Source organism: Phreatobacter sp. AB_2022a (genome assembly GCF_026847585.1).
In the GTDB taxonomy this organism is placed as follows: Bacteria; Pseudomonadota; Alphaproteobacteria; order Rhizobiales; family Phreatobacteraceae; genus Phreatobacter.
The window spans coordinates 41,582-64,580 of record NZ_JAPSET010000004.1 but is presented as its reverse complement, the minus strand read 5'-3'; the positions used below and the strand labels follow the sequence as shown (position 1 = coordinate 64,580).

The following is a 22,999-nucleotide window of genomic DNA, read 5'->3' as shown; positions in this document are numbered from 1 at the left end:
CCTTACCGCTTGAAGACCGAATAGTAGTCCTCGGGCAGGCCGCGGGAATTCGCCAGGACGAAGGGCTGGTTGCCGAAGCCCTTGTCCCGGAACGGCGCGACCAGCCTGAAGATGCTCGTTTTGCCGTCGTGCTCGCTCTCGAGCCGCCAATCGCTGTCGGTCGCCAGATGCTGTGCGAGGATCATGCCGGTCCAGATATTGGTGTCGTCGATGGCCAGGCAGCCGCCGACTTTCAGCCGGCGCGCCAGATAGTAGAAGTCGATCTGCGGGATCGGAAAGGCGTGGTCGCCGTCGATAAAGGCGAAGTCGAACTCGCCCGTCAGGGCGGGCACCGCATCCTGGGACAGCGCCTGCACGTAGTCGAAGCGGGAGTGATCGATCCCCTTGGCGTCGCACCATTGCCGGATGGAGGCCTCGAGGTCGTCATCGGGGCAGATCGCCATGTGTTGCGCGCCCTTCAGGATGAAAGCCAGCGATGAAAAGCCGGCGCCGGTCTCGACCGTCCGCATGCCGGGCTCGATATGGCTCGCGAGCGCCTTGAGGGTGTCGCCGCTCACGCCGAGAAACCAGGGCGTTCCATCCGGCTTGCGGTGAAAACGCGGATAGTCCGCGATGATGGCGTCGAACGACACATGCGCATCGATCGCGCCTGCCGAAGACGCCGCCGGCGGCGGCACTGGCGGGCCCGCGCCGTGGCGCATCGGCTGCGGGATCAGCGCCTCGATTTCCAGCGCCTGCCGTGCCCACAAGGCTTCGTTGCCGTGCAGTCCATAGGCTTCGTCCATCGCGCCGAGCTGGTGCCGCGCCGCGCCGTAGCTTTCATCCAGGCACAGCTGCCAGAGCTTCACCGTTTCGATCATCGGCCGCATCGCGGCCGACGACCTGCCGCCCAGGCGATCGAGCAGAACCAGCCGCTCCGCGGCATCGAAGTCGTACCGCACGACGCGATCGATCTTCTCCGGAGGAATGGGTCTGGAATGCAGCCAGACGGCAGTCTGATAATCGACGCGCTCATCCACAAGGTCGAAATGATCCTTGAGATACTCCATGGTGATGTGAATGTAGGGGTGCCAGCAGTGGAAATAGTCCTGCTGCAGCACCAGCGAGTGGCCCGGCAGGAGGCTCGGGAAGAACTGCGCGACGACATGGCCGTTGAGGGCCGGCGTCTTCGCAAGGTCGACGAACAGGATCTCGATCGGTGTCGCATCCCAGCGATGGCTGAGAAAATCGCCGGGATGCACCGCGATCATGTCCCGATAGCCTCGGGTCTGCCTTTCATAGATCGGCAGGTAGCTGTCGCCCATCTGGATGCGGCGGAACGCGTCCGAGATGCTCTGCTGGACATAGGTGTCGACGACGGAAAAATAGTCGAAGGCATGGACGATGGGCTGTCCCCGAAACGAACGGCGCCCCGCGGCCGCCGCACCATCGGCGAAGGCGACGCTGGACGCGCCAACGAAGGCGCCGGCATCCACGATGCAGCCACGCTCGCCGAGCCAGTTGCGCGCGAGCCACCAGTAACAGCGCCGCTCCTCCGGTCCGATCATGCCGACGGCGTCGTGAACACGATCGGGAATGGCCGGGTCGTCCAGCCAGGGCTTCTGCCTCAACCGTGCGGCGTCAAGCACCATGCGATGGCTCCCTGCCCCGACGACCGGTTCATCCCCGCCGGCGCTGGCCGGACCGCGCTGTCCGCATGCGCGAACGCCGAGCGCAACCACGCTAGCCCACGACGCTGTCGCGCACGCGCTTGCCCAGCCGGGCCATGCGCGGATGCGACAGCATATGCGCTCGCGCCTCGCCCGCAATGTCGGCAAGGCCGATGCGCCTGCCATTGAGGCCCGGCGCGCCGTCGACAGGGCCGGCGAGCGCGACCAACGTCATGTCGTAGGCGAGCGCGACCTCCTGGCGAAAGACATCGGGATCGACCGTCGGCGAAAACGCGCCGCTCATGACGGGAGACAGCCCGGATCGGGCCGCCCGCCGCACATGCTGCATGGAGGCGGCGACATGTTCTGCCGCGCGGACATCGTCCTGGATGCAGTCCGACACGGCCTGCCACGCCGCCCGCCGGCGGAACCAGGCGCGATCGAGACGAGCCGGATCGATGACGTGCTCGACACAGGCCTCCGGCGCGTAGACCGCGACGTGCCCCTGCTCGCGCAGCCGGGCCACGACGGCGCTCTCGTCATTGGAGAGCAGCATATGGCCGTGGCCGTTGCGCCCGAGCTGCAATGGAAATCCGCCGGCATCGACCAGCCGATCGCGGCGAAACGCCATGTTGCAGCCGGCGATCCACTCGTGCCGTGCCAGTTCGCGCAGCCCACCCTTCCAGTCGATGATCGAAAGATAGCCCATCAGCTCGTCCGCGAGCCAGGCTGGCCTGGCCGAGACGAAGCGCGGCAGGACCCGCCCGCCCACGGCCGCAACCCTCTGGTCGGAGAGGCCGAAGGCCCTGTCGATCTGCCGCGCCCAGTCGGGCGCGGCCACGGCATCATCGTCGATGAAGGCGACGATCGGCGCACGTGATCGTTCGAGCCCGACATTTCGCGCGTTCGACAGACCCGGCCTGGCTTCGACGAGATAGGTCAGCCCGTCGATGCCGGCATAGCGGTCGGCAAAGGCCCTGGCGCGCGCAGCGTCCGGCGAATTGTCGACCACGATGATGTCGAGGCTTCCGCGGGCAAGGTCCTGCGCCAGCAGCGACGCGATGGCGCGCGGCAGGTCGCGGTAGCGCTGATATGTCGCCACGACGACCGAAAGACACAATTCTCCCGCGGTTCGACGGGCAACGCGCCGGCCCGCCGATCTCGCTCGCACCGGATCGGGCAGCCGCCGGGAGGAGCGCTCCACGGCGGCGTCCCGCGTTCCGGCCTCCTCGCGCCCACCGGCCAGGAGGCTGGCGACGGTCGCATAGGCGATCCCGGCCTCGGCGGCGAAGCTGTCAGGATCTGCGCACTCCCTGAAGGGCAGCAGCGCGCGTCCTGGCCTTTGACCGGCGCGGCTCGGCGAGGCGCCGCCGGCATCGCCCCCTCCGTCGGACGTGCTGTGACCGCGCCCGATCGCATCGGAGACCGCCTGCCAGGCCGCACGGCGAAGAAACCAGTCCTGGCTCAGCCGTTCGGGATGAACGACCTGCTCGACCACGGCCTTCGGCGCGTGGAGGATGCGGCCGCCGTCGCGCTTCAGGCGTCCGAGCAATTCGGCCTGCTGATGCGACGGCAGCGGGCCCTGGCGGCCACGCATCGGGGCGAAGCCGCCGGCCTCGATGATCGCTTCGCGGCGGACGGCCAGGTTGCAGCCGCAAGTCCACGCCTGGCCGGCGGGCTCGCGCGTTTCCCCCGGTGCGCCGATCGCCGCGGCATCGAGCAGGGGCTCGTCCGGCAGCCATCGCGGCCTGGCCCTGCCCCAGAGCGGCGTGATGGACCCGACGACCGCCACAACCGTGTCTCCGTCAGTCTGGAAGGCGGCGATCAATGCCTTCGCCCAGCCGGGCGCTGCGATCATATCGTCGTCGATGAAGGCGACGATCGCGCCGGCGGCACGCCGAAGGCCGGCCTCGCGCGCCTCGGAAAGCCGCAAGGCCGGGTCAGCGACGAAATGGAGGCCGGGGCATCCGGCATAGCGGGCGCGGAACCGCGCGGCAGCCACCGTATCGGGGGAATGGTCGACGACGATCACCTCCATCGACGCGGGAGCGCGCTGCGCCTGCAGCGCGCCGAGTGTGTCGGGCAGCACGTCGTAACGCTCGCAGGTCGCAACGACGACGGAGAGGCGCGGCCGTCCTCGCCTTGCTTCGGTGCGCATCGGGTTCAGGCGCGGCCCGCGCGGATGTCGCGGGGCGGCCACCGCGCCCGTGCCGGCGGAGGGACCGCGCACCTCGCCTCCGAACCCCAGGCGATCGAGCACCTCTCCCCAGGCAGCTTCATAGCGGCCGACCGAATAGTTCCGGGCGAAGATGCGCCGTCCGGCCATGCTCCGCGCCGTGCGCTCCGGCATCGAGCTCAAAAGCCGGCTAATATCCTCTGCCAGCTCCGCGGCCGTGGCGGACCAGCAGTGCTCTTCGTCCGTCAGGTCGAGGGCGCGGAACGCGCCGGGCGTCGCGGCGAAACAGGCGCCCCATGCCAGGGCGTCCATCATCTTGATCGAGATGCCTGTCCCGCCCTGATCGGGAATGACCAGGACCGACGCGCGCGCCGCGAGATCTTCCAGCACGTCGACCTCGGGACACGCCACGAGATCGCAGGCCGCGAAGGACAGATCACCCATGGCGCGGACGACGGCTCCCGCAAGCACGATACGCAGCCGCCTCGCGCCGGCGAGCTGCGGCAGGACATCCCGAAGAAACCACCGGATGCTGCGGACATTGTTGTCGTGCCAGCTTCCCCACAGCATGAGGTCGAAATTGCCGCAACCCGCGGCATTGGCGCTCCAGCCGGCTCGGTCATGGGCCTGCACGATCTCCGGCCAGGTCCTGCCTGTCGCCCCGGACAGCGGCCGACAGGGCCGGATCAGCGCCGCCTGCCGGGCGAAGGGCGCGATCTCGGCGTGATCGGCCGCCGACAGGTTGACGCAGCATGCGGCCTGCGCCCACAGCGCGCGCTCGTCCGCGAGACGCGCGCTGCGGCTGTCGCGGCCCCCGGGAACAAAGGCCGGAATCCCGTGGAGATCGAGGAGATCGGTCAGGACGTCGTGCGTTTCGAGAATGACCGGAGCGGCCGTCAGGCTGCGAGCCGCGGCCATGTGCTGGGCGTGATTGACCACGGCGACGACGGCGCGGCTGGCGATATAGCCCGCCGCCACCGGGTCGGGCAGCGTGCAATTGGCGAGCGCCTGGGCAAAACGACCGACCGACGACGCCGGCTTGAAGCCGACCGTCCCGGCGAGGCTCCGGGGTGGGATCAGCCGCTCGTTCCGCTCCATGACCAGCGTCAGATGTGGGCGATGCCGCGCCTGATCCGCCTCGACGAGCGCGCGCAGGCGCTTGGCGCGGTCGAGGCCCCGGTGTGGCCAGTGTTCGACATAGACGCGCGCGACGCGATAGCCCCGCCGCATCAGGACGCCCGTCTGGGTTTCGAAGATCGCCGTGCTGCCGACCCGGCCCCAAAGCGCGCTGAGCACGACCGCGAGCGGGCCGAAGCGTTCACAGACCAGCTTCCCCGGCGTATCGCATTCGGGATTTCCGCCGATGCGCAGGATCGCCCGCGCCACATCCCGGGCCGTGGCCGTCCTCACCGCCTTCAGAGCGCCGGCCACGCCGCGGGCCAAGGCAGGTCCCCGACCGGCCACCGGTCCCTGGATCGTCAGCGGATGCAGCGTCCGGAACGGCGCCCCGACTGGCCAGCGCTCACGCAGGTTCTGGCCGCAGGCCGGCATGCCGTCCGGGTCGAAGAGCGCGACCAGCGGAACGTCGAGAGGCGCGTCGAGGCCGAGGCACGGCACGAGATCGAACAGGGCCTCCAGACGTTCCGGTGTCGCGTCGGGCAGCAGGACGACCTGGGGCAGGCCTCGCGCGCGCCAGTCCGCGCCCGCGGCCGCAAACATTCCGATCCAAGCCAGGTCTTCGCGCGGCGCGCCGGCCGTGTTCCGGCTGCTCCCGGAGCCCGGCCACACCCCTTGCAAGCCATGCCGGGCAAGGCGCAACGCGAACCGCCCACGCTGGAGGAGCCACCAGCGGAACCCATGGCGCCTGGGCCGCAAGCGGCGCCCGATTGCGCCGCTCGGACGGCCAAGCCGGCCTTTCGCAGCCCATGAAAGCCGGCCGATGACCTGCCGCCTCGCTCGTCCGCAGGCTTCGGCGGCCGGTTCAACGGCATAGGGGAAGAGCACCTGCCAATAGAGCCGCCGTGCGCGCCGCGCGACGGCCTGCCCCATGGGATGCAAGCAATGCCAGCGCAGATGCCGTCCGGCCATGGCGACAGGCTCGGCCGTGCCGCGAAACAGCACGTGCCAGTAGAGCCACCGCGCAAAGGATGCCGTCCGCTGCGCTGCCGGATGGACGGCGCGCCAGCGCAGATATCGCATCGCAGCGGCGGCCGGCTCACGCACGAAGCGAAAGACCACCTGCCAATAGAGCCGCCGTGCAAAGGATGCCGCCCCCCGCCCCACGGGATGGACGATATGCCAGCGGACATGCTTCGCCGCAGCGCTGCCGGGCTCCACGACGACGCGGAAAAGCACCTGCCAGTAGAAGCCTCGCGCTTGCGCCACCGCCCATTGCCCGATCGGATGGACGACGCGCCAGCGCAGCCCCTTCGCGGCTCCCGCGGCAGGCTCGACGATCCGCGGGAACAGGAAGGTCCAATAAAAGCGCCTCGCCTGGTCCCGCGCCTGTTTTGCGAACGGATGGATCATCCGCCAGCGGACGTGGCGGCAGGCCGCGCGCAGCATCGCGCCGAGATACCATCCGCCCGTATGGACCGACCAGCGGGCCTGGTAGAAGCACCGCACGAAAGCCCAGAGCCCCAGCGCGGCAAGGCGCGCTGGAATGGCGGCATCGCCATGATGCCAGGTGGCGCGCGCCCAGCGATCCGCCCGCTCGATCCTTGCAAGCCATGATATCCGGGACATCGAGACATCGCGTGCGACCGGCGCGCGTCGCCGCGGGAGGCCACGGCAAGCTTTGATGCCGGCCCTTCGGCGCATCGGGCCGGAGCCGCGCCCACCGGCCGCGTTGAACGCGGCCGGCAGGACTCGATGGATCGAGATGCCGGCGTGATCTTCCAACGGATCGCCGCGGTCCACGTACCAATCGACGGCGGCACCGCGGCTCTGCAGGAAGTGGACGATGTCGTGCGTCCGGCGCAGCAGCGCTTCCTCGGCGCTGCGCCTGCCGGCATCGAGAACGGCCACGCGAAGGGCCGCGCGGCCACCCGGTTTGACCGGAAGCATCATCCAACTCAATCCGCAACGTTACGCGTCTTCTCCATGCGGGATGCCCGGCCATGTCGATCGCCGGCGAGCGCGATGCCGCGGCGACAATGCAGATGGGACGTCCGCCGAGGACGCCGAATGCCTGGGAAGGATGCCCGTCCGCCGCGCGATGCCGATGCCGCCTGATTCACCGTTCAGCATTCCGCATGCCGCGAATGGCGGCGGAGGTGCCTCACCTCTGCGGGCCGAACAGGGCCAGAAGAACCAGATGTTTTTCGATCAATCGGCCGCGGGACGATCGCAAACAGACAGGAACATACTCCCCCTAAAGCATGTCAGCCCATTCCTGCCACGCGGAGAGCATGTCGCGCGGGAGTTGCATCGACGCTGGCCGCAAGAGCTTCTTCATCGCGCCGATACAACCTATTTGATACATATCTTAAGGGAAAAGACAACCTTCGCGGTCACGCGGAACGCCGGATCGCAGCGGTCGGCCATCGCGACAGGCGCAAGTCACCGCCGCGGGCCTGCGCCCCGCGGGGTTGCGCGGAAGGTCAGACCCGCTCGGTCGGCACCGCCACATCGAGAATGCGGAACTGCACCCTCTCCCGCCCCTGCCAGCGATCGACGGAAATAGAGCCGGCTACATGGATCGGCCGCCCCCGGTTCTCCGCCAGCGCCCGGCCGATCGGCTGGCCGGCGGCCCGGAACGCGATGGCATCGATGCTGGCCTTGTCGCCGCCGGTGAGGCGCGTGCGGACGTGGGCGGTGCCGACCTCTTCGGCATAGGCCACCGTATGGGCCGGAAGGACCAGCACCGGTTCGGCATTGCCCGAGCCGAAAGGCCCGGCCCGGTCAATGAGGGTCGCAAGCTCCGGCCGCACCGCTGCAGCGGTGGTCGCGGCATCGATCGCGAGCGCATCCTCGCGGCGGACCCGCTCGACTGCCGGGGCCAGCTTGTCTTCCAGAAAAGCCCGGAAATCGGCAAGGCGCTCCCGCGAAACGGTAATGCCGGCGGCCATGGCGTGACCGCCGCCCTTGGTCAGAAGACCGGCCGCGACCGCCTGGCGCACGGCCGCGCCGAGATCGACGCCCGGCAGCGACCGGCCGGAACCGGTGCCGACATCGCCGGTGAAGGCAATCGCGAAGGCCGGCCGCTTGAACCGCTCCTTCAGACGCGAGGCGACGAGGCCGACGACGCCGGCATGCCAGCCGGTGCCGGCGGTGACCACCACCGCAGTCCCTTCCTCCAGCGGCCCCAGCGCTGCCAGCGCCTCGGCTTCCGCCTCGGCCACCGTGCCAAGCTCGACCACCTGCCGCTCGCGGTTCAGCCGGTCGAGCTCGGCCGCGATGCGCTGCGCCTCGAGCGTGTCGCCCGTCGTCAGAAGCCGCGCGCCGAGACCGGCATCACCGATCCGGCCGCCGGCATTGATGCGCGGACCGATCAGAAAGCCAAGATGATAGGGCGTCGGCGGACCGTCGAGGCGGGCCACGTCCATCAGCGCGCGCAGCCCGACATTGTCGCGCCTGCGCATGACGGCAAGGCCGCGCGCGACGAAAGCCCGGTTGAGCCCGGTCAGCGGCACGACATCGGCCACCGTGCCGAGCGCAACGAGGTCGAGGAGGCGCATCAGGTCTGGCTCGGGCCGCGCCGAACTCCAGAAGCCCCGCGCGCGCAAGGCCCGGTTGAGCGCCACCACCAGCATGAAGGTGACGCCGGCCGCGCAGAGGTGGCCGAGCCCGGAGAGGTCGTCGAGCCGGTTGGGATTGACGAGGGCCGCAACCGCGGGAAGCGTCTCGTCGGCCTGGTGATGGTCGACCACCACCACGTCGAAACCGATCCGGCCCGCCTCGGCCAGCACCTCGTGGCTGGTCGTGCCGCAGTCCAGCGTCACGAGCAGCGTCGCGCCATCGGCGCGCAGCGCCCGGATCGCGTCGCTGTTCGGGCCGTAGCCTTCGAAAATGCGGTCGGGAATGCGCACGACCGGAGCAATGCCGCAATCCCTGAGGAACAGCGTCAGCAGCGCCGAGGAGGTTGCGCCATCAACATCATAGTCGCCGAAGATCGCGATCTTTTCCTCGGCGAGCACCGCCCGCACGAGGCGTTCGACGGCCCGGTCCATGTCGGTCAGCACCGAGGGATCGGGCATGGCTGCCCGGATCGTCGGTTCAAGGAAGGCCTCGACGGCCTCGGCCGGGATCCCCCGGCCGGCGAGCACCCGCGCGAGAATGTCGGGCAGGTCGTGCGCCTGCGTGATCGCCAGCGCCTGTGCCCGGCCCAGATCGTCCAGCCGGTCGCGCCACGCGCGACCGAGAACCGATTGCCGGACCCCGAGGAACAGCCGCGGCGGGTTGAGCATGGGCGCCGGGCTCGTCAGTCGAGGTGGAACTTCTCGAACTGCCGGTGCTCGCCGAAAATGCGCCGGACGGTGCCGGTGGTCGAGCGATAGACGATGGTTTCGGTGGTGATCAGGTCGGGACCGAAAAAGACGCCCTTGAGCAGCGCGCCGTCGGTGACGCCGGTCGCGGCCACGATGACGTCGCCGGAAGCCATCTCCTCCATCGTATATTTCTTGTGCGGGTCCTTCACGCCCATGGTGCGGGCGCGCTCGACCTTGGCCTCCGAATCCAGAATGAGCCGGCCCTGCATCTGGCCGCCGACGCAGCGCAGCGCCGCCGCCGCCAGCACGCCCTCCGGCGCGCCGCCGATGCCGAGATAGATGTCGATGCCGGTCTCGGCCGCGCTCGCCGTGTGGATGACGCCGGCGACGTCGCCGTCGGTGATCAGGCGGATCGCCGCGCCCGTGCCGCGCACCGCCTCGATGAGCTTGGCGTGACGCGGCCGGTCCATGATCAGCGCGGTGATCTCGTTCGGCTTCACGCCCTTGGCCTTGGCGATGGCGTGGATATTGTCGACCGGCGAGGCGTCGAGGTCGACGACGCCCTTGGGATAGCCCGGGCCGACCGCGATCTTGTCCATATAGACGTCGGGCGCATAGAGCAGCGAGCCCTGCTCGGCCATGGCGATCACGGCGATCGAGCCCGGCATGTCCTTGGCGCAGAGCGTCGTGCCTTCCAGCGGGTCGAGGGCGATATCGACCTTCGGCCCGTGCTTGGTGCCGACTTCCTCGCCGATATAGAGCATCGGCGCCTCGTCGCGCTCGCCCTCGCCGATCACCACGCGGCCGTCGATCGGCAGCTTGTTCAATTCGCGCCGCATGGCATCGACCGCGGCCTGGTCGGCGGCTTTTTCATTGCCGCGCCCGCGCAAGCGCGCCGAAGCCACCGCCGCACGCTCGGTCACGCGCACGAGTTCCATCGACAGGACTCGCTCGATGACCAGGTTTTTCGGAACGGAAAGCCCGTGTTCGGACATGGCAATGCTCCCCTAGGAGGCTGTTTTTCAACTGCGTTCGATACGGATGACCTGCGGCCGCCCCAGGAGCACGCCGTCGGCATCCATGGCTTTCAGGGCGCGCTGCACCGCTGCCTCCGTCGTGGCATAGGTGATCAGCACGACCGGGGCCGGCGCTTCCGCGGCGGCAGGATCGGTGCCGCCCCGCACCGGGCCCGAACGCCTTTGAACAATGGATTCCAGCGAAATCTTGTTCTGCGCCATGCGCGAGGCGATTCTGGCCGCCGTGCCCGGCCGGTCGACCACTTCCAGGCGGATGTAATAGCCGCCTTCGTGACGGGTCAATGGCGCCCGGGTCGGCTGGGTGAGCGAGGCGATCGGCCGGATGAACGGCGCCGTGCGGTGGCCGCGGGCGATGTCGGCGATATCGGCGATGACGGCGGAGGCCGTCGCATCGCCGCCGGCGCCCGGGCCGACCAGGGTCAGATCGACGGCGTCAGCGTCGATCGCGACCGCGTTCAGCACGCCGTTGACCTGGGCGATCGCCGATTCCTTCGGCACGAAGGTGGGATGCACCCGCTGCTCGACGCCGTCGGCGGTGCGCTGGGCGACACCGAGCAGCTTTACCCGGTAGCCGAGTTCGTCGGCCATCTTCAGGTCGACCGGCTTGATCGACCGGATGCCTTCGATCGAGATGCCCTTGGTGTCGACCAGCGTGCCGAAAGCGAGGCTGGTAAGCAGCGAAAGCTTGTGGGCGGTGTCGAAGCCGTCGACGTCGAAGGTCGGATCGGCTTCGGCATAACCGAGCCGCTGCGCGTCCTCCAGGCAGGACTCGAACGAAATCCCCTCCTCCGCCATGCGCGTGAGGATATAGTTGCAGGTGCCGTTGAGGATGCCGTAGACGCGCTCGATGGCATTGCCGACCAGACCCTCGCGCAGGGTCTTGATCACCGGGATGCCGCCGGCGACCGCCGCTTCGAAATTCAGCGGCACGCCCTTTTTCTCGGCGCGGCGGGCGAGCGCCGTGCCATGGGCGGCGAGCAGCGCCTTGTTCGCCGTCACCACGGCCTTGCCGGCGCCGAGCGCCGTCTCGACCGCCTGCTTGGCCGGGCCTTCGGCGCCGCCCATCAGTTCGACGAAGACATCGATATTGCCGTCGGCGGCGAGCGCCACGGGATCGTCGACCCAGCGCATGCCGTCGAGCGCGATGCCGCGGTCGCGGTTGCGATCGCGCGCCGAGACCGCCACGACCTTGATCCGCCGGCCCGAGGCCTCGTTCAGCAGGTTGTCGCGCTTGGCCATCAGACGGACGACCGATGCGCCCACCGTGCCGAGGCCGGCAATGCCGATCCTCAAAGCCCCCGCCGCGCCGGAACCGGCGACGCCTACCTTCGAAATGTCCTGCATGAGGAACTGATCCGCGACATCAGCGGCGATGCGCCGCGCCGGGCTTGTGCCCGATTTGGCCGGTCAAGGCAAGGAATGGCAGGCCGCGCGCGGCCGCCTCAATCGATGAGGTGGTCGATGCCCCTGACGAGCCCGACCTGGCCGCCGACCTTGCGCACGGCAAGCAGCGTGCCGCCGACATAGGGCGCGGCGGAGGCGCCGGCGTCGTGGCGGATCGTCAGCCTTTCGTCCGGCAGGCCGAAGATCGCCTCCGCCGAGAGGATATAGGAGGGCATGCGCACCGAATGGACCTGGACGGCGATGCCGCCGTCATTGACGGCGCCGCCGCGCGTCTCCTGGATGCCGCCGAGCTCGCCGACGGGCTTCGCCGTGCCGGCGAGGCGCACCTTCGACAGGATCTCGCCGAGCTCGCGGCCGGTTCCCGACGGCGTATCGGGCTTCTTCGCCGAGGCATAGTCGATGATCTCGACGTCGGGAATATGGCGGGCCGCAATGGTGGCGAAGCGCTTCAGCAGCGAGGCCGTGATGGAGAAATTGCCCGCGGCGATGACGCCGCGCCCGGCGGCCCGCGCAGCGGCGTCGATCTCGGCATAGTCCGCCGCCGAAAGGCCCGAAGTTCCGACGATCACATGGCGCCCCGCGCCGACGGCCGCCAGCGCATGGCCCTTCACGACATGCGGCTTGGTGTAGTCGACGACCACGTCGGCCGGCGCGGCGAGCGCCTCATCGAGGCTCGCCGTCACCGTCACGCCGAGCGCCGGCATGCCGGCGGCGATGCCGGCATCCTCGCCCGCCGCCGACCGTGCGACCGCACCGGCAAGCTCCAGATCCGTCGCGGCGCTGACCGCCTTGACGAGTTCACGGCCGACCCAGCCGGTCGCACCGACGACGATGACCTTGATCATGTGCCTGCCTGCTTGTCTGTCCTGCCAACCGGTCGCGCCGATTATCGTCCGGCGGCCGCGAGCGGCACCACATTGTGCAGCGTCGTGGCGGCGGTGTCGAAGAAGCGCTTGACGTTGCGCGCGGCCTGCTTGATGCGCTGCTCGTTCTCGACCACCGCGATGCGCACATAGTCGTCGCCGTGCTCGCCGAAGCCGATGCCGGGAGCGACCGCGACTTCGGCCTTCTCGACCAGCAGCTTGGCGAATTCGAGCGAGCCGAGCGACTTGAACGGCTCCGGGATCGGCACCCAGGCGAACATCGAGGCCTGCGGCGCGGGAACGGCCCAGCCGCTCTTGCCGAAGCTGTCGATCAGCACGTCACGCCGCTTGCGATAGGTCTCGCGCATTTCGCGGATGCAGTCCTCGGGACCGTTCAGCGCGGCGGTCGCCGCCACCTGCACCGGCGTGTAGGCACCATAGTCGAGATAGCTCTTCACCCGCGCGAGCGCCGCGCAGAGGCGCTCGTTGCCGACCGCAAAGCCCATGCGCCAGCCGGCCATGGAAAAGGTCTTGGACATCGAGGTGAATTCGACCGCGACATCGAAGGCGCCGGGCACCTGCAGGATCGAGGGCGGCGGGTTGTTGTCGTCGAAATAGACCTCGGCATAGGCGAGGTCGGAAAGCACGATGAGCTCGTGCTTCTTCGCAAAGCGCACCAGTTCGCCATAGAAGGCGAGATCCGCCACCTGCGCCGTCGGGTTGGAGGGATAGCAGACGACCACCGCAATGGGCTTCGGGATCGAATGCTGCATCGCGCGCTCCATGGCGCGGAAATACTCGTCGTCCGCCGTCGCCGGCACGGAGCGGATGACGCCGCCGGCCATCAGGAAGCCGAAGGCGTGGATCGGATAGCTCGGATTCGGGCAGAGCACGACGTCGCCCGGCGCGGTGATCGCCTGGGCCATGTTGGCAAAGCCCTCCTTCGAGCCCAGCGTCGCGATGACCTGGGTCTCCGGATTGAGCTTCACGCCGAAACGGCGGGCATAGTAGGCCGCCTGCGCGCGCCGCAGCCCCGGAATGCCCTTGGAGGCGGAATAGCGGTCCGTGCGCGGCTTGCCGATGGTTTCCTTGAGCTTCTCGATCACGTGGTCGGGCGCCGGCAGGTCCGGATTGCCCATGCCGAGATCGATGATGTCCACGCCCTTAGCTCGCGCCGCGGCCTTCACCTTGTTCACTTGCTCGAACACATAAGGCGGCAGGCGACGGATGCGGTGAAAGTCGGTCGTGGTCATTGGTTCGGGTCGTCTTGGCTGGTGTGGAATCCTGGTGTCGTGACACCTTTCGCGCGGCTTGCTCCGATGCGGAACCGAGATCGCGCGAAAGCCATCAAAACGTTAAGCGATTTAATAAATTGCCAGCGCCCCGTCTCCGGCATCGGCGCCGTCCCGAAATCGGGGCGAGCGCACGTGCAGGACACCGGAAGCTCCGGCAAGGCCGCCAGACCTAACACGGCGCGGGCGGCAGCGGAATGCTTGTCTGATCGGTTGTTGCGCCCCGCCGGCCGAAACCGGCCCCGATGCGGCTCAGCGGCGCGGCTGGGATTGCGGCAGCGGCTCGTCTTCTTCGATGGCCGGACGCGAGCCCGGATCCGGACCGCGCACGCGCCCGGACGAGGTCAGGCGGCGGTCCATGGCTCCGACCTGGTTGTCGCGGGCGGCCTGCAGCGCGCGCTGGCGCTCGGCCTGCTGGGCCGCAGTGAGCAGTTCGGGCGTTTCCGACGAGCGTGCCGGCGGCGTCACGCGCGGCGGTTGCGGCAGGCGCGAGATGAGGGTTGCCGAGCCGTAGCCGCTCGCCCGGATCGGCTGCGGCTGCCAGAGGCCGCCGCCGGCAACGGCGGGCAAGGGAATGCGGCGCGAGGGACCATAGGGCGAGGGATATTCGTCGTTGGCGGTCTGGCAGCCGCCGAGCGCCAGCGCCGCGAGGGCGATCACGCCGAGGCCGGCCTTGGCTCCGCGGGCCCTGGCCCGGCCGGTTCCGGCAGCACCTGCCCCGCCCGCTCTCGCTGCCGTCCCAGCCTTATCCGTCATGTCCCGCATATCGATCTCCAGAGAGCCTCGCCGCCATCTTTCGCTGGCGGTGTGCTCGCGGCCTTCCTAATATGGATCGGGCAAAAAGTGGACCGATTTCGTACCGGTGTCGTGATCCCGAAATTCGCAGCTTCCTATATCAGGCGAGCGGGCGAATTTCGAAACCAAAACGACACGGGGGCTCGACAGGGTGCTAGCGTCCTTGTCGAATCCGAAAGGCGCCCGACATTCCGGTATCGGGATGCGGCGCGTCTCGGGCTCGAGGCGCTGGACGAAAGCGGCGAAAACCGGAGGGAAGCTCATGGCGAAAGGCGATTCGAGCAAGCCGAAGGCACCCAGTGCTCCACGCGGTGCGGCCAGACGCTCGAAGGCTGCCGCCGAGCCGGTCGAAGCCGGGCGCCCGCGCAGCGCAGCCGCCAAGGCCGCGAAACCGGCGGTCAAGCAGGCTCCGGCGCACGCCGCTCCCGCCAAGGTCTCGGCTGCGAAAGCCGCCGGAGCGAGCGCCAAGCCGCGCCCGGCCAAATCCAGAACGGCAGCCAAGAGCCCGGCCGCGCCGAGCGCGGCGGCTGCGGCCACGCCGCCGGCTCGGCCGCACCTCGTGGCGATCGAAGGCGGTGCCGCCCAGCGCCAGGCTGCGGCACAAAGTCCAGCCCCGGCCGCGGCGGCCGGCGCCGGTGATCACGGCAGCGACGATCCGTTCCGCTTCCGGGCGATGGATGTCGAGCGCCTCTCGTCCAACGTCGCGCGCATGATCGAGCTCGGCGGCAAGGCCTTCGCCGCCTATATGAAGCCGCGCGAGACCGGCAGCCATTCGAGCGAACAACCCGAAGGCTTGGCCGATATCGTCAAGACGCTGGGTCTCGTTGCCGAATTCTGGCTGAAGGATCCGCAGCGGGCGATGACCATCCAGTCGGAATTCACCAGCCGCTACATGGAGCTGTGGGCCGCTTCGCTGAAGATGATGGGCGGCGAAAAGGCCGAGCCGGTGGTAAAACCCGACGCCCGCGACAACCGGTTCAAGGACCGGCAGTGGAGCGACAACGCCTTTTTCGACTTCCTCAAGCAGTTCTACCTCGTGACCACGGGGCTTGCCGAGCGCTTCGTCGAACGGGCCGAGCTCGACGGCCACACCAAGCACAAGGCCGGCTTCTACATGCGGCAGATCGTCAACGCCCTGTCGCCGTCCAATTTCGTGCCGACCAATCCCGAGCTGCTGCGCGAGACCATCGGCTCGAGCGGCGAGAACCTGGTGCGCGGCATGCAGCTGCTGGCCGAGGACATCGAGCGTGGCGGCGGCGACCTGAAGATCCGCCAGTCCGACGACAGCCCCTTCGCCCTCGGCAAGAACCTGGCGGTCACGCCCGGCAAGGTGATCTACGAAAACGACCTGATGCAGCTCATCCAATATTCCCCGACCACCGAGAAGGTCGGTGCGGTGCCGCTGCTGATCATTCCGCCCTGGATCAACAAGTTCTACATCCTCGACCTCGTCCAGGACAAAAGCTTCATCAAATGGGCGGTCGACCAGGGCCTGACCGTGTTCGTCGTGTCCTGGGTCAACCCCGACCAGCGGCATGCCCGCAAGAGCTTTGCCGACTACATGCATGAGGGGCCGATCGCCGCCCTGAAGGTGGTGGGCGAAGTGACCGGCCAGAAGCGGTCGCACGTCATCGGCTATTGCGTCGGCGGCACGCTGCTCGCGGTCACGCTCGGCTACATGGCGGCCAAGGGCATCGACCTCGTCGAGACGGCGACCTTCTTCACCACCCAGGTCGACTTCACCCATGCCGGCGACCTCAAGGTGTTCGTCGACGAGGATCAGATCCAGACGCTGGAAAAGCGGATGGCCCAAACCGGCTATCTGGAAGGCAGCCAGATGGCCAATGCCTTCAACATGCTGCGGTCGAACGACCTGATCTGGTCCTACGTCGTCAACAACTACATGAAGGGCAAGACGCCGATGCCCTTCGACCTGCTCTACTGGAACGCCGATTCGCCGCGCATGCCGGCGGCCAATCATTCCTTCTATCTGCGCCACTGCTATCTCAACAACGACCTGTCCAGCGGCCGCATGGAGGTCGACGGCGAGAAGCTCGACCTGAAGAAGGTCAAGGTGCCCGTCTACAACCTCGCCGCGCGCGAGGACCATATCGCCCCTGCCCGCTCGGTGTTCCTCGGCTCGTCGGCCTTCGGCGGACCGGTGGAATATGTCATGGCCGGGTCCGGGCACATTGCCGGCGTCGTCAATCCGCCGGCCAAGGGCAAATACCAGCATTGGACCGGCGGCCCGCCGGTCGGCGATTTCGACGCCTGGGTCGCCAAGGCGACCGAACATCCCGGCTCGTGGTGGCCGCACTGGCGCGAATGGATCAGGCGCCATGACGGCAAGGAGGTTGCGGCCCGCGCGATCGGCAATAAGAAGCATCGGCCGATCGAAGACGCGCCCGGCCGCTATGTGAAGGTGAAATATTGAGCCAGAGAATACCGATGAGCGAGCGCCCGCCGCTCGACGCCTATCCGTTCGTCACCGTGCATCCCATCCGCTACGGCGATCTCGACCCGAACAACCACGTCAACAACGCCGTCATCGCCACCTATCTGGAGATCGGCCGCACCGAGTTCTTCGCGCGCGAAAGCATCCGGCTGACCAGCGAGGGACGCGGCATCTCGCTGGTCCATCTGGAGATCTACTATCACCGGGAAATCCTCTATCCCGGCTTCGTCCAGATCGCGACGGGCATCGTCAAGGTCGGCGGCGCTTCGCTCGCCTTCGACCAGGCGGTTTTCGTCGACGGCGAGCGCCATGTCAGCGCCTCGACCACCACGGCGCAGGTCGACCTGTCGATCAAGCGCTCGACGCCCTGGAACGACACCCAGCGCGCCCGCTTCGCCACCTTGATGATGCGCTGATCCGTCGCGCGGCGCCTCAGCGCGCCGCGCTCGGCCCGGTGCTTGCGATATCGCCGATCATCCTGACCCGGACACGGCGCGCATCGCCCGGCAGGTAGGACAGCGGAATGTCCTCGACCTCGATGGTCGCGAGCGTTTCCGCGTCGGCGCCCGCCTCGACCGCGCGCCGCGCGGCCTCAGCCTCGGCCCGATCGATCGCTTCGGCCCGGCCCATCCCGGTAAAGATCTGGTCGACCTCGCCGCTCACCTGCGCGATCGCCGCGCCGACCGCGTTGGCAACCGCATGATGCGGCACCCTGACGACCTCCGAAGCCCCCGCAACCGCATCGGGGATGAGGAAGCTGCCGCCGCCGACCGCAAGGAGCGGCACATCGGCGGCATCGGTCTTCATCCGGTCGACCCCGTCGCAGATCATCTCGCCCATGCGCCGGCTGACGGCCTCGACGAAACCGGGCGTCAGAGCCGCAAGCCGGTCCCGGTCGCCGAGCGTGATACGGCCGGCGGCCACCGCGATGTCGGTTGCCGTCAGCGTGTCGCCGCCACAGGAGATCGCCTTCTGGAGCAGCCGGTAGCCGACGCTGCGCGGCCCGATCGCCAGGCCGTCGGCGGAGATCTCGGTGCCGCCGCCGAGGCCGAGCGACAGGAGGTCGGGCATGCGGAACAGCGTGCGGACGCCGCCGATCTCGACGGCCGCATTGGCCTCGCGCGGGAAGCCCCCCTTCAGATAGCCGATATCGCTGGTGGTGCCGCCGACATCGACCACGATGCCGTCGTCGAGGCCGGAAAGGAATGCCGCGCCGCGCATGCTGTTGGTCGGACCTGAGGCGAAACAATAGACCGGATACCGCTCGGCGAGGCTCGCATGCATGATGGTGCCGTCGTTCTGCGTGAGATAGAGCGGCGCGGTGATGCCGCTCTGGCGCAGCGCGTCGACGAAGGCCGCCGTCGTCTTGCGGGCCAGCGCCTGCAGCCCGGCATTGAGCAGGGCGACGTTCTCGCGCTCCAGCAGGCCGATGCGGCCGAGCTCCGACGACAGCGTGATGCCGATGCCGGGTGCCTCCTCGCGCAGGATGTCGGCGGCCTCCGCTTCGTTTTCGGCGGTCAGCGGCGAGAACACGCTGGTGATGGCAACCGCGGCGATGCCGGCGTCGGCGATCCTGCGCGCCGCAGCACGGATGGCGCCCCGGTCGAGCGGCACGAGCGGCCGGCCGTCATATTCATGCCCGCCGGCGACCATGTCGATCCGTCCATGCACGACCGCGGCGAGATCCGCCGGCCAGTCGATGAAGGGCGGCAGGCCGGCATTGGCCGGCAGGCCAATGCGCAGAGCCGCCACCTTCTGAAGCCCGCGCCGCTCGACCACCGCATTGGTGAAATGGGTGGTGCCGATCACCACGGTTTCGATCGCCCGCGCCGCCGGCGCGTCACCGGCTGCCGCGAGGAGATCGGCAAGCGCCGTCCTGACGCCGGACAGCACGTCCTCCGTCGTGGCGGTCTTGATCGCGGCCACCACCTTGCCGCTGTCGACCAGGACGGCGTCCGTATTGGTGCCGCCGACATCGATACCGATCCGGCTCATGCCCTGATCTCCCCGCCCGAACCTTTGAAAACGCTGACATAATCGACATCGTGACCGAACGCCCGCGGCCCGACATGGGCGAGCCCCTTGGGAGTGCGGTGGATATCCGGAGACGGCAGCGCGATGACGCTGACCCGCTGCCCATAGCGCAGGCTCTCCGTTCCGATGGCTTCGCCCGACACGCTGTCGAGCACGCAGATGAGATCCGGCGTCGTGACCGCAACCGCGCCGTCGCGCCAGCCGATCGTATATTCGTTCTGGAACGCGACGGAGAAGCGCGCCCCGGCATCGCCGTCGAGGCCGGCCATCGTCACTTCGCCGCGCAGGAAGCCCTCCGTCGTGCGCCGCTGCACGTCGGTAACCTTGCCGCGGAACAGCATGAGGCCGTCGGCCGCGGCGATGGTGGCTGCGACCGGATCCTCGTGGGCGGCCCGCGCCCGACGCACCTCGCGGCCGAGGGCGATCGCGCGCGACGTGGTATGGACGATCGCGTGGCGCTTGACCTCGAGGCCGGTACGCGGCGCCTGGCAGGTGGCGGCGACCGAGCCGAGCTCGGTGCAGACCTTGCGCCGCAGGCGCTCCATCCAGGTCCAGCTCGCCGCCCGCGCGACGATCACCTCGTTGTCGCGGATATCGGCGAGCGCATGCGGGAACACGGCAAGATCGGCAATGGCGAAGCTGGTCATCTGCGCTTCCGGGAAGGCCCGCCCCATGGCGTCCGCATCGACCACCGGAAGCCCGCTCGCCGCCGCCACCAGCAGCGGCTGGAAGGCGTTGCTGCCGCCGACCTCGATGCTCATCACCGCCCGGAACCGCTTGCCCAGATAGGCTTCCATCATGCGCACCGGTTTCACCGCCAGGTCCGGATCGGTCATCCGTTCCTGAAAGACAAGCGGCGCCCCCATGGTCGATACGACGGCGACGAGATCGTCGTCGGCAAGATCTCGCGGATCGATGAGATCGACATGACCGCCGTCTTCGTAGAATTTGCGCATGCCGAGATAGGACGAATACGGCGAGCCGCCGCCTCCGGTGCCAAGAATCCAGGCCCCCGTGGCCAATGGCTCCAGCTCTTCTCGCTCAATCTTGCGTTGCATGGTGTCCCCGTTTCGTGTTGATGCCAGACTACGGGGCAGCCGTGGGGTCATCTATACGTGCGCACTCGTATCGGAGGGATGAGACGTGGCAGACGAGCGCGCGCCCCGCATCGCGGTCATCACCATCGGTCAGAGCCCGCGCCCCGACCTGATGCCGGAAATGCGCTCGATCCTCGGCGATGTCGACTGCGACGAGTTCGGCGCGCTCGACGGCCTCGGCCGCGACGCGATCCTCGAACACGCGCCGGCGGAGGAGGATTTCGGCCTGTTCGCGCCGCTCGCCGACGGCACCCATGTCGTGGTGCAGGTCCGTTTCGCCGCCGAGCGGGCGGAGACGCTGATCGCCCATGTCGACGGCCTCGGCTACGACCTCATCGTGCTCGCGACCACCGGCGTCTTCACATCCTTTTCGACCCGCACGCCGCTGATCCACGGCCAGAGCGCCGTGGATGCGTGGATCGCGGCGCTGGTGGTCGGCGATGCCCGCATCGGCGTGATCTTTCCCCTGCCCCGCCAGGGCGCGGTGCTCGCCGCCTTCGGCTACGGCACCTTGCTGCAGAGCGCCCATGCCACCGTCGAAGGCGGCCACAGCGCGCGCCTCGCCGATGCCGCGAGCACGGTGACGGGCGCCGACCTGATCCTGATGCATTCGGTCGGCTATACGGAGGCCATGGCGCGCCAGGTGGCGGAAACAACCGGCAAGCTGGTCGTGCCGGCCCGCCGCATCATCGCCGGCGCCGCCCGCATGCGGCTCGCCGACATGACCGGCGGCCGGGTCGGGCCATCGGCCGAGAACTATTCGGGGCCGGAGCTGATGAAACGCCTCGCCGGCGCCACCGACGGCCTGACCCCGCGCGAGCGCGAAGTGCTGGTGCATGTGCTGGAGGGCGGCGCCAACAAGCTGATCGCCCGCGCCCTCGGCATCAGCCACCGCACCGTCGAGATCCATCGCGCCCGGGCCATGGCAAAGCTCGGCGCCGGCTCGGTGACCGAGCTGATCCGGCGGGCGCTGATGACGCCGCAGCGCTGAGCGGCCGGCCCTCCCGCCCCTTTAAGTGCGCGCACGTATATCGAGGCTGCGGACCCGTCTCTACCGTTTCCCGAAAATCGACGACAGGGAAACGCCGCGATGACGACGCAAGAGCTGACCTCCGGTGCAGCATCGGCACCCGCCGATCCGGCCGCTGCCGCGCCCGAACCCGCCGTGCCTCGCCATCCCCGCGTCATCGCGCCGGCAACGCTCATCCTCGTGCTGATCATGTCGGTGTTCGGCGGCATTATCGGCATGCAGATCCTGACCACGCTCGGCATCACGCCGAACACCTCGATCGTCGGCGCGCTCGCCGCCATGGCGCTGGCGCGCATCCCGCTGCGGCTGTTTCGCCACTATCGCTCGACCCATGTGCAGAACCTGGTGCAGAGCGCCATATCCTCGGCGACCTTCGGCGCGGCCAACAGCCTGTTGCTGCCGATCGGCATTCCCTATGTGCTCGGCCGGCCCGATCTGATCCTGCCGATGTTCGTCGGCGTTGGCGCGGCCATGCTGCTCGACGGCTTTCTGCTCTACCGCCTCTACGGCAGCGCCATGTTTCCCGCCGAGGGGGCCTGGCCGCCGGGCGTCGCCGCGGCCGAGGCGATCCGCGCGGGCGACGAGGGCGGCCGCAGCGCGGTGATCCTCGGCCTCGGCATAGGCTGCGGCGCGGCCGGCTCGTGGCTCGGCGTCCCCATGTCGGCCTTCGGGTCGGCCTTCATCGGCAATATCTGGGCGCTCTCCATGTTCGGCCTCGGCCTGCTGCTGCGCGGCTATTCCAGCGTCCTGTTTTCCGGCCCGGCCTTCGCCGACATCGTGCCGCGCGGCGATCTTGCCGCCGCCTTCGTGCCCCATGGCCTGATGGTCGGCGCCGGCCTCATGGCGCTCGTGCAGATGCTGCCGCATATCGTGAAGAAGCCGGCAGCAGCCGGCGGCGGCGTGATCGACATTCGCCGGACGCTCGGTTTCGGCTCGCTCGCCTATGTCGCGATCGCGGCCGTCATCGCGGTCGCCGGCGGGCTGCTGACCGAGATGCCCCTCGGCCTCCTCATCGCCTTCGTGCTCTATGCCGCGCTGGCGGCGCTCATCCACGAGCTCATCGTCGGCCTCGCGGCCATGCATACCGGCTGGTTCCCGGCCTTCGCGGTGGCGCTGATCACCCTGATGATCGGCATCATGATCGGCTTTCCGATCACCGCGCTTGCCCTGCTCGCCGGCTTCACCGCCGCCACCGGCCCCGCCTTCGCCGATATGGGTTACGACCTCAAGGCGGGCACCCTGCTGCGCGCGGGATACTCCACCCGCTTCGAGATCGAGGGACGCCGCGAGCAGTTCTATGCCGCGCTCATCGCCTTTTGCGTCGCCATCGTCATCGTCGCCCTGTCCTGGCAGAGTTTCTTCGCCCGCGACCTCGTTCCGCCGATCGACCGGGTCTACGCCGCGGCGATCCATGCCGGCGTGTCCGGATCGACCGCCCGCAACCTCATGATCTGGGCCATTCCGGGCGCGGTCCTGCAGCTTCTCGGCGGTCCGAAGCGCCAGCTCGGCGTGCTGCTCGCGACCGGCCTGCTGCTGTCGAGCCCGCTCGCCGGCTGGGCCGTGCTGACGGGCATCGTCCTGCGCCTCCTCTGGCTGCGCCGCCGCGCGCCGGCCGGCCAGACCACCATGGAGGTGTTCGCCGGCGGGGTGATCGCGGGCGACGCCCTGTTCTCGTTCACGGCATCGGTCGCGGCCAATGCCATTCGCGGCCGCTGAGGCCGAGGACAGGCGCCCGGCG

Annotated in this window: 15 protein-coding genes; 4 read left to right on the top strand and 11 right to left on the bottom strand. The window is 68.7% G+C overall.

The genetic code is table 11. From position 1 onward, the window contains the following. Nucleotides 1-2 precede the first annotated feature (2 nt). The 9 genes from OZ671_RS04280 to OZ671_RS04240 form a co-directional block, all read right to left on the bottom strand. The gene (locus OZ671_RS04280; RefSeq protein ID WP_268859576.1) at nt 3-1,817 is read right to left on the bottom strand and encodes a class I SAM-dependent methyltransferase; all 1,815 of its coding nucleotides are present in this window, start codon (nt 1,815-1,817) and stop codon (nt 3-5) included. Next, entirely contained in the window at nt 1,723-5,544 is a 3,822-nt protein-coding gene (locus tag OZ671_RS04275; RefSeq protein WP_268859575.1) for a glycosyltransferase family 2 protein, read from the bottom strand. The genes OZ671_RS04280 and OZ671_RS04275 overlap by 95 nt, the downstream gene beginning before the upstream one ends. Before the next feature lie 1,883 nt (nt 5,545-7,427). After that, entirely contained in the window at nt 7,428-9,233 is a 1,806-nt protein-coding gene (recJ, locus tag OZ671_RS04270) for a single-stranded-DNA-specific exonuclease RecJ (RefSeq protein ID WP_268859574.1), read from the bottom strand. A gap of 14 nt (nt 9,234-9,247) precedes the next feature. Continuing rightward, nucleotides 9,248-10,249: a class II fructose-bisphosphatase gene (gene glpX / locus OZ671_RS04265; RefSeq protein WP_038312605.1), complete on the bottom strand. Its 1,002-nt coding sequence runs from the start codon at nt 10,247-10,249 to the stop codon at nt 9,248-9,250. Between the two features lie 27 nt (nt 10,250-10,276). Continuing rightward, nucleotides 10,277-11,635 (bottom strand): homoserine dehydrogenase, encoded by a 1,359-nt coding sequence (locus OZ671_RS04260; RefSeq protein ID WP_268859573.1) that lies wholly within the window; start codon nt 11,633-11,635, stop codon nt 10,277-10,279. A 98-nt stretch (nt 11,636-11,733) separates the two neighbouring features. After that, nucleotides 11,734-12,540: a 4-hydroxy-tetrahydrodipicolinate reductase gene (gene dapB / locus OZ671_RS04255; protein WP_268859572.1), complete on the bottom strand. Its 807-nt coding sequence runs from the start codon at nt 12,538-12,540 to the stop codon at nt 11,734-11,736. Between the two features lie 41 nt (nt 12,541-12,581). Beyond that, complete coding sequence (locus OZ671_RS04250) at nt 12,582-13,811, bottom strand: LL-diaminopimelate aminotransferase (protein WP_038312599.1); 1,230 nt, start codon at nt 13,809-13,811, stop codon at nt 12,582-12,584. A gap of 291 nt (nt 13,812-14,102) precedes the next feature. Further along, complete coding sequence (locus tag OZ671_RS04245) at nt 14,103-14,606, bottom strand: hypothetical protein (RefSeq protein ID WP_146053056.1); 504 nt, start codon at nt 14,604-14,606, stop codon at nt 14,103-14,105. 66 nt (nt 14,607-14,672) lie between these two features. Beyond that, nucleotides 14,673-15,182 (bottom strand): hypothetical protein, encoded by a 510-nt coding sequence (locus tag OZ671_RS04240; RefSeq protein WP_268859571.1) that lies wholly within the window; start codon nt 15,180-15,182, stop codon nt 14,673-14,675. A 136-nt stretch (nt 15,183-15,318) separates the two neighbouring features. Here OZ671_RS04240 and phaC point away from each other — a divergent pair, with 136 nt between their 5' ends. Both phaC and OZ671_RS04230 read left to right on the top strand, forming a co-directional pair. After that, complete coding sequence (gene phaC / locus OZ671_RS04235) at nt 15,319-17,079, top strand: class I poly(R)-hydroxyalkanoic acid synthase (RefSeq protein ID WP_268859702.1); 1,761 nt, start codon at nt 15,319-15,321, stop codon at nt 17,077-17,079. 14 nt (nt 17,080-17,093) lie between these two features. Next, complete coding sequence (locus OZ671_RS04230) at nt 17,094-17,516, top strand: acyl-CoA thioesterase (RefSeq protein ID WP_038312578.1); 423 nt, start codon at nt 17,094-17,096, stop codon at nt 17,514-17,516. A gap of 16 nt (nt 17,517-17,532) precedes the next feature. On the opposite strand, the gene OZ671_RS04225 is transcribed toward OZ671_RS04230, so the two are convergent. Both OZ671_RS04225 and OZ671_RS04220 read right to left on the bottom strand, forming a co-directional pair. Then, complete coding sequence (locus OZ671_RS04225) at nt 17,533-19,095, bottom strand: hydantoinase/oxoprolinase family protein (RefSeq protein ID WP_268859570.1); 1,563 nt, start codon at nt 19,093-19,095, stop codon at nt 17,533-17,535. Further along, nucleotides 19,092-20,192: a DUF917 domain-containing protein gene (locus OZ671_RS04220; RefSeq protein WP_038312573.1), complete on the bottom strand. Its 1,101-nt coding sequence runs from the start codon at nt 20,190-20,192 to the stop codon at nt 19,092-19,094. The genes OZ671_RS04225 and OZ671_RS04220 overlap by 4 nt, the downstream gene beginning before the upstream one ends. An 85-nt stretch (nt 20,193-20,277) precedes the next feature. Between OZ671_RS04220 and OZ671_RS04215 the strand changes: the two genes are divergently transcribed. Then, a complete protein-coding gene (locus OZ671_RS04215) occupies nt 20,278-21,222 on the top strand; it encodes an AroM family protein (RefSeq protein ID WP_268859569.1) in 945 nt (314 codons plus the stop codon). A 99-nt stretch (nt 21,223-21,321) separates the two neighbouring features. Beyond that, nucleotides 21,322-22,977: an OPT/YSL family transporter gene (locus OZ671_RS04210; RefSeq protein WP_268859568.1), complete on the top strand. Its 1,656-nt coding sequence runs from the start codon at nt 21,322-21,324 to the stop codon at nt 22,975-22,977. Nucleotides 22,978-22,999: the final 22 nt, after the last annotated feature.